The organism is Caballeronia sp. AZ10_KS36 (assembly GCF_023631105.1).
Taxonomy (GTDB): Bacteria; Pseudomonadota; Gammaproteobacteria; order Burkholderiales; family Burkholderiaceae; genus Caballeronia.
Map to the genome: position 1 here is coordinate 190,652 of NZ_JALQDQ010000040.1, position 13,362 is coordinate 204,013.

Genomic DNA, 13,362 nt, shown 5'->3' on the forward strand with positions numbered 1-13,362 from the left:
GGCAAATACCGGGACTTTTTGAAGGGCGGGTAAACGCTGGACATACGAGGTCTGCCGCGAAATGTCATCAGGCCGGTGGCGGCCGGCGCGTTTCGCGTTCGGCGGGATGGTCCGGCGGCAGTCCTATCTTTCGCGGCTACGAGCGTTCGCGGACGAGTCTTGAGCGGGTTGGCCCGGTCGAGGTTTCCCTTCGGGACGAAAGAGCGAGCGAGACGCCCAATCCTGCGCCAATGGCGAGGCACAGCACGATACAGTACATCGCGACGACAAAGGCGTGCGCAATGGCAGTCGGATCGTGGCGTTGGCCGAGAACCGAGTAGAAGATTCCGCCGATGATGGCGACGCTCAGCGACGTGCTGATTTGCAGTGTCGAACTGGCGATTCCGGCGATCATTCCTGAAACGACTGGCGCGACGCGGCCCGTCACCATTCGCATCAGTGTCGGCAGCGCGACGCCTTGCCCGAATCCGATGATGAACAGAGCGATAGCGAGCGGCACGAACGCGAGCGGAGTGCCCACCGGCGTCACGGCGACGAGCCCCGCGAGACTCACGATACCGACGATTTCCAGCCCCATGCCGAACGGATTGGCGTAGGAGCCGAGGATTCGCGAGAAGAAGGGTGTCGACAACGGTCCCAGGAGAAAGCCCACGCCGAAGGGCAGAAAGACGAGACCCGCGCTCAAAGGATCGACGTGCAGGGCGCTCTGCAGATATATGGAAAACAGGAGAAAGAACGTTCCGATCGAGTACAGCAGCAGCGCGATGAGCAGCGCGCGACCCAGCCCAGGTGCGCGCAGAACGGCGGGGTCGAGCAGCGGAGCGCCGCCCCTGATGGCTAGCCGGCTCTCATAGCGCAAGAAGAACCACGCCAGCGCGGGCGCTGCAAGCAGCGACAGCCATGACCACCAGGGCCACCCCGCGTCGCGTCCTTCGATGAGCGGCACGATCAGCGCAGCCAGCGTTATCACGGATAGCGCCGTGCCGACGAGGTCGAGCTTACGTGCTTCCTGCGCACGTGTTTCCTTGATCAATGGAATACCGAACATCACGACGAGGATGGCCACCGGCAGATTGATCAGAAAGATCGCGCGCCAACCGAGATTCAGCAAATTAAGCGAGATCAGGACGCCGCCCAGCGCCTGCCCGGCCACGGCAGCCAGGCCGAAGACTGCGCCGTAGAGGCTGAGCGCGAGCGATTTCTCCGACTCAGGAAAGATCGCCTGGATCGAAGCGAGCGCCTGCGGTGCCATGACGGCAGCCGTCAGTCCTTGCAGCGCGCGTCCGGCGACCAGCGTCCAGGGCGAACTTGCGAAGCCGCACAGCGTCGACGCCGCTGCAAAGCCGAGCAAGCCGAGAAAGAATGCCCGGCCGCGTCCGAACAAGTCGCCCAGCCGTCCGCCGGTAATCAAGGTGACCGCGTAAAAACCGGCGTAAGCCGAAATGACGGCCTGCTCGGCTGACGATGTTGCGCCGAAGTCCTCCCTGATCGAAGGCAGCGCGACATTGACGATAAAGAAGTCCAGCGGCGGCAGAAATGCACCGACAAGAAGGACCGAGAACATGGCCCAGCGACGCGGGTCGGCTGACGGATCGTTTCGAGGCATGGAAATAGGCTCCTGTTTGGAACCGTCCGGTTCCTAATTGGCCAAAAAAAATTCACTCGAGGATGCTCATTGCGATGTCGACGAGCGCGATCATGTCCGCCTTAGGGACGCCGGTTTTTCCCAGAACGCGCATGCCCTCGATCTGACAGACCAGGAAGCGCGCCAATGCTTGCTCGTCGCCCTCGGCAATCTCGCCGCTGGCCTGTCCGCGTACGATCGCGGCGGCATAGATCTGCTGCAAGCGCCGAAACATCCGGCCAGTGCGTTCGACGACCTCTGCGTCGCGCCCGGCCAGTTCCGTGGTCATGGCGACCACGAGACACCCGCGCCGCCCGGCATCGCCCACGGACAACCGGACATAACGCATCAACGATTCCCTGATTGCGTCTTTCACCGCGCCGGGCCGGGAAAGAATGTCTGCAGTGGCCTTGAGTCCTTCCGACATGTACACGTCGAGCGCCGCCAGCAGCAACCCTTTCTTGTCCCCGAAGGCTTTATAAAGGCTCCCGCGCGACAACCCGGTCCCTTCGATGAGATCCGAAAGGGACGCGCCTTCGTATCCTCGATCCCAGAAGACGTTCATGGCGTCCCGCGCCGCATCGATCAGTTCGAATTCACGAGGACGGCCAACAGCGATGTTCGTCATGTGCGATGAATGCTTCCTTGAAGTGACTGCATTATAGGAACCAGTCAGTTCCAAAGTCAACGGATGGAAACGTAGGGGCGTGTGAAGTAAAAAGGCCCGACGCACACGCAGACGACACTGTCGTCTGCGCGGACGCGCCGGGCTTCATTCTCCCAACGATTCGGCGTGATGGCTATCGCCTACGCACGATGCCTACTCCGCTCTGAGCCGCATGCGCACTTGCGGCTGTTCCGCGGGCGGCATCTGCCTGCATTCCACATGCATGCCTCTGGCGGGGGCATCCGCAATGAACCTGTCGATGATCTCGCGCACGTCGCCATCGACATGATCGGCGCGCGTGGCATCGAAAATTACGGTCGCGCCATTCGGGATCGTGGCCAGATGATGCTTGAGCGTCACCTTGCTCAGGAACGACACGTCCTTGCGGAACGACAGAAGATAGTGATCGTCGTGCTGCGCCATGGTGATGGGCCGCTTGAGATTCGCGCGCAACGCCAGCAGCAGACTGCATGCTATGCCGAGCAGGATGCCCATCAGCAAGTCGGTCAGCAACACGCCTGCAATCGTGGCGATGAACGGCGCGAAGCGCTCGAAGCCTTGCCGGGCCATTGCGGCGAAGAGCGAAGGCTTCGCCAGTTTGAGGCCGGTGAAAATCAGAATCGCCGCAAGGCAGGCGAGCGGAATCAGGTTGATCACGCTCGTCAGCGCAAACACGCTCACCAGCAGCAGTACGCCATGAATGAACGATGACCAGCGGCTTTGCGCGCCCGCATGCACGTTCGCCGAACTGCGCACGATAACCGATGTGATCGGCAACGCGCCTATCGCGCCCGCCATCATGTTGCCGATGCCTTGCGCCTTCAGCTCGCGGTCAGGATGCGCGGGGCGCTTCTTCGGATCGAGTTGTTCGACGGCTTCGAGGCTGAGCAAGGTCTCCAGACTCGCGACGATGGCAAGCGTCACTGCAAGACGCCAGACATCCGGATTGACGAGTTGGGCGAAGTTCGGCAGTTCGAGCGCGGCCGTGAACGCGCCGAACGATTCAAGCGCGGGCAACGCAACCCGATGCTGCGCGGGCGGCGCAAAGCCGGGCGCCACTACATCGAGCAACAACGTCATGCCGATGCCGAGCGCCACGACCGCCAGCGGCGCGGGGACCGCGCGCACGATAGCGAAGCGGCGCCACGCGCGGGTTTCCCAGGCGGCGAGCATGGCAAGCGAAACGATGGCGACGACACTCGCGGCAATGGATACGGGACCGAGCGGCGTGTTCAGCATGCCCGCGCCGCTTGCTGCCGGCGCGCCTGCATTGGCGAAACCTGCGGCGAGCGGTATCTGCTTGATGACGAGCAAGAGGCCGATGGCCGCCAGCATGCCCTTGATGACCGACGACGGCACATACGCCGCGAAGCGCCCCGCCTTGAGCAAGCCGAAGCCGAACTGAATGGCTCCCGATAGCAATACCGCGAGAAGAAATGCGGAGAAGCTGCCGAGGCCCGCAATGCCATCCACCACGATGACGATGAGCCCTGCGGCCGGTCCGCTCACGCTGAGTTGCGAACCGCTCAGCAACGCAACGACGAGCCCGCCGATGATCCCTGACAGGAGCCCCGCGAAAGGCTCGACGCCCGACGCATTGGCAATGCCCAAACATAGCGGCATCGCTACAAGAAAAACGACTGTGCCCGCGAACATATCGCGCGGAAGTTCGGCTAAACGATTGGATGGTTTCATGTTCTTCATGATCTTTGATGGCGGGTTCCGGCTTGCGGCGTGGTAGGTAACCACGCTGCAATCCGAATTCACTGAATGACCCGAGATATCACCCGCGACTCAGCGGGTGACGAGTTCCGCTGTCCTGAGTGCTTCGGAAGGCGCGGGTTCTGCGCGTCGGGCTGCATCATCGCCATAAGCGGATGCGAGTTCCTTGATGAGTCCATCGTGCAGGCCGAAGATCCAGCCGTGCACGAGCGGCGGCGTCTCGCGCATACGCACGACAGGCTCGGCGCGCAGCAGGCGCACTTGTTCGAGCACATTGAGTTCCGCGAGCCGGTTCGTGCGCGCGTCGAGGTCGGAGAAGCCTTCGAGCTCTTGCCGATGTGCATCGGCGAGCGCGCACAGCGGCGCAATGCGTCGATTCACATGCGGAAGATCGCGCGAAAACGGCAGCAACGACGCGCGCACGCCGCCACAGCCGTAGTGCCCGCAGACGATGATGTGATCCACCTTGAGCACCTTGACCGCATATTCGATCACGCTCATGGTGTTGTCGTCGGAAGGACTGAATAGATTGGCGATGTTCCGATGAACGAAGAGATCACCCGGATTGCATTGTGTGACGGTCTCGGCGGGCACGCGGCTGTCCGCGCAGCCTATCCACAGCACCCGGGGACTTTGCCCTTGCGCGAGTTGTGGAAAGAATTGCGGATCGGTTTCAGCCGTTTCACGGGCCCAGGCAATGTTTGCTACCAACATGTGTTTCAATCGATTCATGCGACCCTCTCAAGTTGAATTGCAGATCGATATTACGAAACGCTTTCATGAGAAAAGTTTCGTAATGTATGAAAATAGTTGGAGGCTGGGTCTTAGGATGTCGGGAAGTCTTTCCGCGTATCGGCTTCGGCGTATGGAAGCCGCGAGCACTGCGGTGCCGCGGCCGTTCGGAAATATGTGCGGAGACGAGCCGAGATGAAAGCGGTCGAGCCATCGACGCTCGACCGGTTCTCAGTTCACCGAACGATCGTTCGTACGCGGAACCGTCGGAGTGGAGGCGCGGGATACGCCCGCGACGCGGGTACTTCGCTCTTTACCCCGGACCTTCAAGCAAACGATCGTTCGACGTCCGCTAGCTTCGGCTCGAACGAGCCAGACGTGCCGCGAACAGGCACAGCATCTCGTACATCATCGTCGCGGCGACAAGCGCGGTGTTGCCGCTCGGATCATAAGGCGGGGACACTTCCACCACATCACCGCCGACCCAGTTCAGCCCGTCGAGCCCCCGTAAAAGCGCGAGCGTTTCGCGCGTCGTCAGGCCACCGATCTCCGGCGTGCCGGTGCCGGGCGTGAAGACCGGATCGAGACCGTCGACATCGAGCGACAGATAGACGGGCGCATCGCCCACCACGCGTCGCGCTTCTTCGACGATCGCAGCCGGCCCGCGTTCCTCGAACTCTTCGATGAAGACCACCCGCATGCCGTGATCCAGTGAATAGCGCCAGCCTTCGTCGGTATTCTGCGCGCCGCGTATGCCGATCTGAATGGTACGCGTGGGGTCCAGCAAACCCGCTTCGACTGCGCGTCTGAACGGTGCGCCGTGCGTGAACTTGGAGCCTTTGAACGCGTCCCATGTGTCGGTGTGCGCATCGATATGAACGAGCGCGAGCGGCTGCTTCGGCGCGATAGCCTGGAAGACGGGATACGTGATCGAGTGATCGCCGCCCGCAATCAGCGCCATCTTTCCTGCGCGAAACACGGGCTCGAAGAAGCGGCGGATATCGGCGTGCGCGGCTTCGAGATCGTACAGATGCTCGAATGGCACATCTCCGATATCGGCGACGCGGCACGCTTCGAACGGATTGAAGCGCGTGACGTGATGAATGGCGCGCATCATCGTGGACATATTGCGGATTTCGCGCGGGCCGAAGCGTGCGCCCGGACGCGCGGTGACGCCGCCATCGAAGGGTACGCCCGCCAGCGCGATATCCAGCGCGGCGAGATCGCGCTCGAACGGCACGCGCATGAAAGTGGGGATGCCCGCGAAGCGCGGCAACTGCATCTGCGAAAGATCGGTGCTGGCCATGATAAGGGATTCAGTGATCAGAACGTGGGCGGCGTGTTGACCCACAGAATGCGCGTGACCGTATCGCCCGGATTTCGATAGCTGTGCGGCTCGGTGCTCGGAAAATAGAACGAATCGCCCGCCTTCAGCGAATAGCTCTGATCGCCGAGCGTGAGTTCCAGTTCGCCTTCGAGCACATAGCCCAGTTCTTCGCCGACGTGATGAATCTGCTCGTCGCTGCGCGCGAGCGGTTCTAGCACATGAATATCGCCCTGAAGCAACTGGCCGGGACTCGGAACGACCAAGCGTTCGAGCATGATCGATCCGTCGGCACGCTTGCGTTTGCCTGCAGGTGGAGCGGCTCGCGCGCCCGGAAAGCGCACCGAGGGCCGCTCGCTCGCACGCTGCACGGGCGAATCCGTGAGCGTCGGCGCGGAGAGCAGCGCCGCGATGTTGGTGTCGAGCGCAATGGCGAGCTTGTGCAGCATGGCGAGCGATGGCGTCGCGTGGCCGCCTTCCACCTTCGAAAGAAGACTCTCCGAGCAGCCGGCCGCTCCCGCGAGCGCCCTGAGCGTCATGTGCCGGACCATGCGCGCATGACGCAGACGCGTGCCGAGACCATCGGCGGCGGATGCCGGTGCGGTCTCGGCTCTACTGGAAGTGCGCGCTGCGGGTGAAGAAGGTCGTTTGCTGGCCACGAATGAACACCATCGAAAGGATGAGGCGCGCGCTTATGCGAGCACCGTGAACTCGACTTCGAGCGGGTTGAGCGCGTTGATCGGAATGATATCCTGCGGGCACGCCGACATCACGACGACGCAGTCCATCGCGGCCTTGATGTCGACGTAATCGCCGGACTTCGAGACGGGCGGCAGCCAGTCGATCGAATAGTCCGGCTTGACCGGAATGTTCATCCACAGATTCAGCGGCTGAGGCACTTCCTTCGTGCGCAAGCCGATGGCCTTCAACGCAAGCCGCAAGTTGTCCGCGCAGTTGTCGTGATAGTGCTCGACACCGAGATTGCGATAGCGATACAGATCGCACGCGGCAATCAGCGTATCGTGCACGCCCGGCGACGTATCCGCGACGAGTTCTGCGATCGGGCGTCGCTGGTTGGTCACGAGCGGGTCGCCCGGCTGCGGAATGATCTTGTCGATGAACGCGCGCGTATGTTCGAACGACAGGAACTCGTTCAGATGCTGCGCGTTGAAGATCCACGTATCGCACACTTGCGTGCCGTGCGGATTGGCGATGCGGATAGTCTGACCCGCCTTCACGCGCACCGCGCGGCCGCAACGGGCGGGCACCGTGTAGGTCGTGCCGAGTTCCGGCGTGCCGTCCGGCGAGATCGGTTCGTTCAGCGTGGCGTTGACGCCGGTTTCATGGCCGTTGTCTTCGGTGCTTGCGAGGGTGGTGCCGAGGGCATTCATGTCGGTTCCTTTAGTCGTTGCAGAGTGTGGTGAGGCAATGGGCGAGCACGCGTGCGCCGAGTACGAGATGTCCGGCGTCCGTTGCTTCGGCGGGGTTGTGGCTGATGCCGTCGATGCTCGGCACGAAGATCATTCCGGTCGGGCAATGCGTTGCGAGATACATCGCGTCGTGGAACGCGCCCGAGGTCAGATGCAGCGCCCGGGCATCCAGCGCGCGGCACGCTTGGTCGATACACGACAACACCGACGCATCGAACGCGACAGGCGCATGCGTAAACAAGGCTTCGATGCGCGCGCCATGACGTTGCGCGATGGCGTGCGCGTGCTGATCGAACGCGGCGAGCACGGTCGCGTCCGGATGACGAAAGTCGATGGTGAAGCTCACCGTCGACGGGATCGTGTTGATCGAATTCGGTTCGATGCTCCAGCGCCCGAACGTGACGCGCGTATCGGCGCGGCCGAGTTCGTGCGCGACGGCATCGAGTTCCTGACGCAGCGCGATGGCGAGCGTCATCGCGTCGCGGCGCAGCGGCATCGGCGTGGTGCCCGCGTGGGCCGCGATGCCTTGCACGTGAAACGCATACCAGCGCACGCCCTGAATGCCGCTGACGACGGCAAGCGGCACATCGGCGTCTTCGAGTTGCGGACCCTGTTCGATGTGAAGTTCGACGAAAGCATGTGCGGCTTCACGCTGCGCACGTTGAGGCAACTCGGGAAACGCGCTGCTGTGATGGTCCAGCGCCGCGCTCAAGGTCATGCCGCTCGAATCTCGCGCATCCGCATAACGCGCCATGCGCGACGGCTCGACGAACGCGCTCGACCCCATCGCGCCCGGAGAAAAGCGCGTGCCTTCCTCGTTCGTCCAGATGGCGACTTCGAACGGGCGGCGCGTGCGCACGTTCGCATCGTTCAATGCAGCGAGCACTTCGAAGCCCGCCAGCACACCGTAACAGCCATCGAGCTTGCCGCCGGTCGGCTGCGTGTCGATGTGGCTTCCGGTCATCACCGGCGCAAGCGCCGCATCGCCTTCGCGGCGGAAGAACAGGTTCGCGCACGCATCGACATGCACGCTGCATCCGAGCGCACGCGCACGGTCGATCAGAAAGCGTCGTGCTTCGATATCCCGTTCGCCGAGCGCGGGTCGGTCCACGCCGCCGTCGCGGCGCGCGCCGAAGGCGGCGAGCGTGTCGATCGATTCGAGCAGACGGTCCTGGTCCACGGCGTCCGCTATCTTTCTTGCGATCACGACGTCGCTCCTTCGCTTGCAATCGTCAAGCTGCGTTCGAGCCACGGTTTCAGGAATTGCTGCAACCGCGGCGTGCGCGTATTGCCGAACAACTGCGAAGGCGATCCGGCTTCGACGATCTTTCCCGCTTCCATGAACACGACCTTGTCGGAGATCTTCGCGGCGAAGCTCATCTCATGCGTGACCATCACCATCGTCATGCCCTCCTGCGCGAGCGAGCGAATGACGTTGAGCACTTCCTCGACGAGTTCGGGATCGAGTGCGGATGTAGGCTCATCGAGCAGAATCACTTCCGGTTCGATGGCCAGCGCCCGCGCAATGCCCACGCGCTGTTGCTGTCCGCCGCTCAGTCGTGCCGGATACGCATCGGCCTTGTGTTCCAGACCCACGCGCTTGAGCGCAGCCTGCGCCATTTCGCGCGCTTCACGTCTGTTCATTTTTTTGGCGAGCACGAGCGGCGTCGCGACGTTGTCGAGCGCGGTCATGTGCGGCCAGAGGTTGAATTGCTGGAAGACCATCGATATGGGACGGCGCACCTCGGCGATGGTCGCTTCAGTGTCGCGGTCCTTCGCCGTGCGTCCCTCCGATCGATAGCCGAGCAACTGGCCTTTGATCCACACTTCGCCTTCGTCGTAGGCTTCGAGAAAGTTCATGCAGCGCAACGCGGTGGTCTTGCCCGAACCGGACGGCCCGATCAGCGTGACGATCTCGCCGCGCATCACGTCCAGGTCGATGCCCTTGAGCACGCGGTTCTCGCCGTACGACTTGCCGACGGCGCGCAGCTTGAGAATCGGAAGGTCGCTCATGATGTCTTCTTCAGAAACGAGATGCGGGATGTGGCCGCCTGCGCGATCAGCGAGACGGCTTGCGTGAGCAGCCAGTAACACGCGATCAAGAGCGCATAAGGCCCGATATACGTGTAGCTCGATGCGACGATATCGCTTGCCGTCAACGTCAATTCAGGCACCGTGATGATCGACGCGACCGCGCTCTCCTTGATGACGAGAATGGTCTGGTTCGCGATCAGCGGCGCGGCGAACGCGAGCGCCTGCGGTAACTCGATGGCGCGAAATGCGTCGCGCCGGCTCACGCCGAATGCGGCGGCGGCTTCGAGCTGGCCGCGTGGAACGCTCGCCCATGCAGCGCGAAAGAGTTCTGCGAAATAGGCGCTCGAGTAGAACGCGAGCGAAAGAATCGTGGCCTGAACGGCCGTCAGCGTCATGCCGATGACCGGCAGCCCGAAATAGACGATCACGAGCTGAGACAGATAAGGCGTGCCGCGCACCAGCCAGACGAACGCGCCATATACGAACCTGAACGGACGGCCGAGCGCGAGACGCATCGCGTTCAAGGCGAACCCCGCGACGATGCCGATAAGCGCCGCAAGCATGCTCACTTGGAGCGTGATGCCCATTGCCTCGATGAAGCGCGGAAAGAGCGCGAGAAAGTTATGCATGCCGATTCCTCACGCACGCCGAGTTGCACGCAGCGCGTACACATGACCCGCGCCCGCCAGCAGCGACGTGATCGCCAGATAAAACACCGCGGCCAGTGCATACACCTCAAGCGGCCGGTACGTGGACGACGAAAGCTGCTGTCCCACGCGCATCAGATCCGTTACGGAGATGACCGACACCACCGCCGACGCCTTGACGATATCGATCATCTCGGACACCAGCGCCGGCAGCGTCGCACGCACGACCTGCGGCACTTCGATATGCCACAAGGTCTGACGCCGCGTGAGATTGAACGTCGATGCCGCCTCGATCTGCCCCGGCGCGATGGAGCGAAAGCCCGCGCCCAGGATCTGCGATTGATACGCGCCGGTATTGAGCGACAGCCCGATCACCGCTGCCGCGAGCCCCGGCAACGCCAGCCCGAGCGCGGACGGCACGTAATAGAACACCAGCAGTTGCGCGAGCACGGGCGTGCCGCGCAGCACGCTGACATACACCCGCGCCGTTGCGCGCATCAGGCGGCTGTCGCTGACCGACATCGTGTAGACGAACACGCCGACGAAGAAGCCGCAGCACACGGCGACCGCCGATAGCAGAAGCGTCGTCAGCGCGCCGTCGAGCAATTGCGGCAAGTAGCCGATTGAGCGCGTGAGCAGATCGGGACCTTTCATGGCGATGTCAGATGGAAGGCGCGGGGAGCGTAGCCGGAACGTCCATCGTCGAGCCGAACCATTTCTCCTGCAGCTTCTTCATGGTGCCGTCGCTGTTTGCTTTCGCGATGCCATCGCTGAAGAGCTTCAGCAGCGCGGCGCTGTCGGTGTCCTTGCGCGCGACCCACGCAAAGTAGCTCTTCGGACCGATGGTCTGCGGCAGCACCGCGAACACGCCCGGACGCGACTTCATCAGCGGCCCGAGATTGGCGACGGATTGTGCGACGGCATCGAGCCGGCCGACGGCGAGGTCCGCATACGCTTCGTCGAACGCGACGTATTGCTTGATTTGCTTGAGACCCGGACCGCCCGCGTCCTTGAGCTTCTTGTCGAGCGCCATCAGCGCCTGCAACTGCGCCGAGCCGGTCTGCGAGCCGACCACCTTGCCGTTCAGATCGTTGGGCGCTTTGATCGATGCATCGGAGGCGCGGGTGAGCACGCCGGTCGTGGCATCGGCGACGGGCACTGTGAACGCGAAGTGATCCGCGCGGTCCTTGTTGACAGTCACCGCAGTCACGACGATGTCGAAGCGCTTCGCATCGAGACCGGGCAGCAAACCCTGAAAGGGCAGGTCGAGTTGCTTGACCTTCACGTCCGGCAGGGACTTGAGGACGTAGGCCATCAAGTCGGCGTCATAGCCGACGATCTTGCCGTTATCGACGTATTCGAAAGGCGCGTAACGCGCTTCCGTCGCAATCGTGATTTCCTTGTTGGATTTGATGCGGCCGAGCAGATCGTCCGCGTGCGCGAATGACGGCGAAGCGGCGTTGAGCGCGAGTGCGCCCGTGAGCACGGTCAGCAAATGGCGAAGACGTTTGTTCATGACACTCCCGTTGCGGATAAACGATTTTGAAAACACCAGGAAGGATATTCAAGTAACGTGAACGGGATTCATTAGGCATGAAGCGTGCCAACGTGACACCCCACGACGCACGGGCCTTCGCCTGCCGACATGCACTGGAAGAGGGGAGAAAGGGCTCGGCGGATGCACCGCCGCGTACCTCGTGCACCGGTTTGGAGTGAGCGGCGCGGTAATGCCTCGCGGGCACGAGCGAGAGCGTCTGCGGCTGCCGCGGTCCAGCGGAGCATCATCGAATCGACATGTCCGTTCATGTGCAACGCAGCATTCCTTCAGCGCAGATCGATGTGAATCGACCACGGCTTCGGCAGGCATTGCGCACGCTCGTAAACCACTATCGCGCGTGGCTAGGTAAGTCAGTACTGTCAGACGCGAACGCGTACGCGCGTGCCGTTCTGGCCTCTCGCACGGGCCTCGCACATCGTGCCGCGCATCACGACGTGCCATGTGCGCCAGCAGCCGGTAAGTCCATTCCAACAAAGAGGAGACGCCATGCTTGCAGGAATCCAGGTGCTTCGAGTGGCAGTGACTACGGCGCTCGCGCTAGGCGCAAGCGCGGCCTTCGCGCAGGCTTCAATTGTTTCGGGCCCGGCCAGCGACCCCACGTGCATGGTCCCGTGGAAGAGCGACACCAAGTTCATCAAGTATCCGAAGAAGAACGCGCCGTACCGGATTGCGCTCGTGAACGGCTATATCGCGAACACCTGGCGCATTCAGATGATCAAGACGGCCAAGGCCTACACCGCGCAACCGGCAGTCGCCGCGAAGCTGAAGGAATTCAAGGTCGTCTCGACAGGCGAGGACGTGCCGGCGCAGATCTCGGCCGTCAACAACTTCATCGACGCGGGCTACGACGCGATCATCGTGGATGCGCAGAACCCGTCCTCGTTCGGACCGGCGATTCGCCGCGCGAAGAAGGCCGGCGTCGTGCTGATCGCATTCGACAACACACTCGACAGCGAAGACGCGATCAACGTCGACGTCGACCAGTACGGGCTCGGCGTGCTGTGGGCCAAGTGGCTCGCGGATCATGTGCCGAACGGCGGCAAGGTGCTCGAAGTTCGCGGCGTGGCAGGCACATCGGTCGACACGGACCGGCACAACGGCTTCCAGAAGACGCTGGAGCAGACCGGCAAGAAGTGGAACATCGTCCAGGTCTATGGCAAGTGGGACGACGGCGTCGCGCAGAAGGCCGCCGCCGACGCAATCGCGGTACAGGGCCATTTCGATGGCATATCGGCGCAGGGCGGCGACACGGGTGTCGTGCGCGCGATGCTGGACGCGAAGCATCCGTTCGTGCCGTTCGGCGGCGAAACGGAGAACGGCTTTCGCAAGTTCTGCGCGCAGTATGGCAGCCAGGGCCTGAAATGCACGTCGGCGGGAAGCGGTCCCGCGCAGGTGGCCGTCGCGATCAAGACGGCGCTGGCCGCGCTCGACGGCCAGACGATACCGGTCGCGATCAAGCTGCCGCTCGATATCACGGACGATTCGAAGCTCAAGGCTGGCGTCAACTACTTCCCGAACGAGTCCGACAACTTCTTCGTCGGCAACTCTTTTCCGACGTGCGGCATCAACTTCTCGGCGCAGGAAATCATGAAGCAGAGTCAGGGTAATCAATAAGCGGATCATC

General features: G+C 62.5%; 13 protein-coding genes. 1 reads left to right on the forward strand and 12 read right to left on the reverse strand.

The window, feature by feature from the left end:
• Nucleotides 1-136: 136 nt before the first annotated feature.
• From NCR35_RS26335 to NCR35_RS26390, 12 genes are all read right to left on the reverse strand, one after another.
• Entirely contained in the window at nucleotides 137-1,606 is a 1,470-nt protein-coding gene (locus tag NCR35_RS26335; protein ID WP_350029232.1) for an MFS transporter, read from the reverse strand.
• A gap of 52 nt (nucleotides 1,607-1,658) precedes the next feature.
• Nucleotides 1,659-2,252: a TetR/AcrR family transcriptional regulator gene (locus NCR35_RS26340; RefSeq protein ID WP_250536861.1), complete on the reverse strand. Its 594-nt coding sequence runs from the start codon at nucleotides 2,250-2,252 to the stop codon at nucleotides 1,659-1,661.
• A gap of 192 nt (nucleotides 2,253-2,444) precedes the next feature.
• A complete protein-coding gene (locus tag NCR35_RS26345) occupies nucleotides 2,445-3,986 on the reverse strand; it encodes a SulP family inorganic anion transporter (RefSeq protein ID WP_250536862.1) in 1,542 nt (513 codons plus the stop codon).
• Nucleotides 3,987-4,085: 99 nt separating this feature from the next.
• On the reverse strand, nucleotides 4,086-4,745 hold the full coding sequence (locus tag NCR35_RS26350; RefSeq protein ID WP_250536863.1) for a carbonic anhydrase: 660 nt from the start codon (nucleotides 4,743-4,745) through the stop codon (nucleotides 4,086-4,088).
• A gap of 352 nt (nucleotides 4,746-5,097) precedes the next feature.
• Nucleotides 5,098-6,051 (reverse strand): agmatinase, encoded by a 954-nt coding sequence (speB, locus tag NCR35_RS26355; protein WP_250536864.1) that lies wholly within the window; start codon nucleotides 6,049-6,051, stop codon nucleotides 5,098-5,100.
• 17 nt (nucleotides 6,052-6,068) lie between these two features.
• The gene (locus NCR35_RS26360) at nucleotides 6,069-6,620 is read right to left on the reverse strand and encodes a cupin domain-containing protein (protein WP_250536985.1); all 552 of its coding nucleotides are present in this window, start codon (nucleotides 6,618-6,620) and stop codon (nucleotides 6,069-6,071) included.
• Nucleotides 6,621-6,761: 141 nt separating this feature from the next.
• Nucleotides 6,762-7,460 carry a DUF1989 domain-containing protein gene (locus NCR35_RS26365; protein WP_250536865.1) on the reverse strand — a complete coding sequence of 233 codons (699 nt, stop codon included), beginning with the start codon at nucleotides 7,458-7,460 and terminating at the stop codon, nucleotides 6,762-6,764.
• Between the two features lie 10 nt (nucleotides 7,461-7,470).
• Entirely contained in the window at nucleotides 7,471-8,706 is a 1,236-nt protein-coding gene (locus NCR35_RS26370) for a M20 family metallo-hydrolase (RefSeq protein WP_250536866.1), read from the reverse strand.
• Entirely contained in the window at nucleotides 8,703-9,512 is an 810-nt protein-coding gene (locus NCR35_RS26375; RefSeq protein ID WP_284503322.1) for an amino acid ABC transporter ATP-binding protein, read from the reverse strand. The genes NCR35_RS26370 and NCR35_RS26375 overlap by 4 nt, the downstream gene beginning before the upstream one ends.
• Nucleotides 9,509-10,162, reverse strand: a complete 654-nt coding sequence (locus NCR35_RS26380; protein ID WP_250536867.1) for an amino acid ABC transporter permease — start codon at nucleotides 10,160-10,162, stop codon at nucleotides 9,509-9,511. Before NCR35_RS26380 ends, NCR35_RS26375 begins: the two co-directional genes overlap by 4 nt.
• A gap of 9 nt (nucleotides 10,163-10,171) precedes the next feature.
• Nucleotides 10,172-10,834, reverse strand: a complete 663-nt coding sequence (locus NCR35_RS26385; RefSeq protein WP_250536868.1) for an amino acid ABC transporter permease — start codon at nucleotides 10,832-10,834, stop codon at nucleotides 10,172-10,174.
• A gap of 7 nt (nucleotides 10,835-10,841) precedes the next feature.
• Nucleotides 10,842-11,696 (reverse strand): transporter substrate-binding domain-containing protein, encoded by an 855-nt coding sequence (locus NCR35_RS26390; RefSeq protein ID WP_250536869.1) that lies wholly within the window; start codon nucleotides 11,694-11,696, stop codon nucleotides 10,842-10,844.
• 528 nt (nucleotides 11,697-12,224) lie between these two features.
• Between NCR35_RS26390 and NCR35_RS26395 the strand changes: the two genes are divergently transcribed.
• On the forward strand, nucleotides 12,225-13,352 hold the full coding sequence (locus tag NCR35_RS26395) for a sugar ABC transporter substrate-binding protein (protein WP_250536870.1): 1,128 nt from the start codon (nucleotides 12,225-12,227) through the stop codon (nucleotides 13,350-13,352).
• Nucleotides 13,353-13,362 lie beyond the last annotated feature (10 nt).

Excerpts from the sequence above, each read along its gene's own strand:
- NCR35_RS26335 (WP_350029232.1), bottom strand. The coding sequence starts at position 1,606 with ATGCCTCGAAACGATCCGTCAGCCGACCCGCGTCGCTGGGCCATGTTC.
- NCR35_RS26340 (WP_250536861.1), bottom strand. The coding sequence starts at position 2,252 with ATGACGAACATCGCTGTTGGCCGTCCTCGTGAATTCGAACTGATCGAT.
- NCR35_RS26345 (WP_250536862.1), bottom strand. The coding sequence starts at position 3,986 with ATGAAACCATCCAATCGTTTAGCCGAACTTCCGCGCGATATGTTCGCG.
- NCR35_RS26350 (WP_250536863.1), bottom strand. The coding sequence starts at position 4,745 with ATGAATCGATTGAAACACATGTTGGTAGCAAACATTGCCTGGGCCCGT.
- speB (WP_250536864.1), bottom strand. The coding sequence starts at position 6,051 with ATGGCCAGCACCGATCTTTCGCAGATGCAGTTGCCGCGCTTCGCGGGC.
- NCR35_RS26360 (WP_250536985.1), bottom strand. The coding sequence starts at position 6,620 with ATGGTCCGGCACATGACGCTCAGGGCGCTCGCGGGAGCGGCCGGCTGC.
- NCR35_RS26365 (WP_250536865.1), bottom strand. The coding sequence starts at position 7,460 with ATGAATGCCCTCGGCACCACCCTCGCAAGCACCGAAGACAACGGCCAT.
- NCR35_RS26375 (WP_284503322.1), bottom strand. The coding sequence starts at position 9,512 with ATGAGCGACCTTCCGATTCTCAAGCTGCGCGCCGTCGGCAAGTCGTAC.
- NCR35_RS26380 (WP_250536867.1), bottom strand. The coding sequence starts at position 10,162 with ATGCATAACTTTCTCGCGCTCTTTCCGCGCTTCATCGAGGCAATGGGC.
- NCR35_RS26385 (WP_250536868.1), bottom strand. The coding sequence starts at position 10,834 with ATGAAAGGTCCCGATCTGCTCACGCGCTCAATCGGCTACTTGCCGCAA.
- NCR35_RS26390 (WP_250536869.1), bottom strand. The coding sequence starts at position 11,696 with ATGAACAAACGTCTTCGCCATTTGCTGACCGTGCTCACGGGCGCACTC.
- NCR35_RS26395 (WP_250536870.1), top strand. The coding sequence starts at position 12,225 with ATGCTTGCAGGAATCCAGGTGCTTCGAGTGGCAGTGACTACGGCGCTC.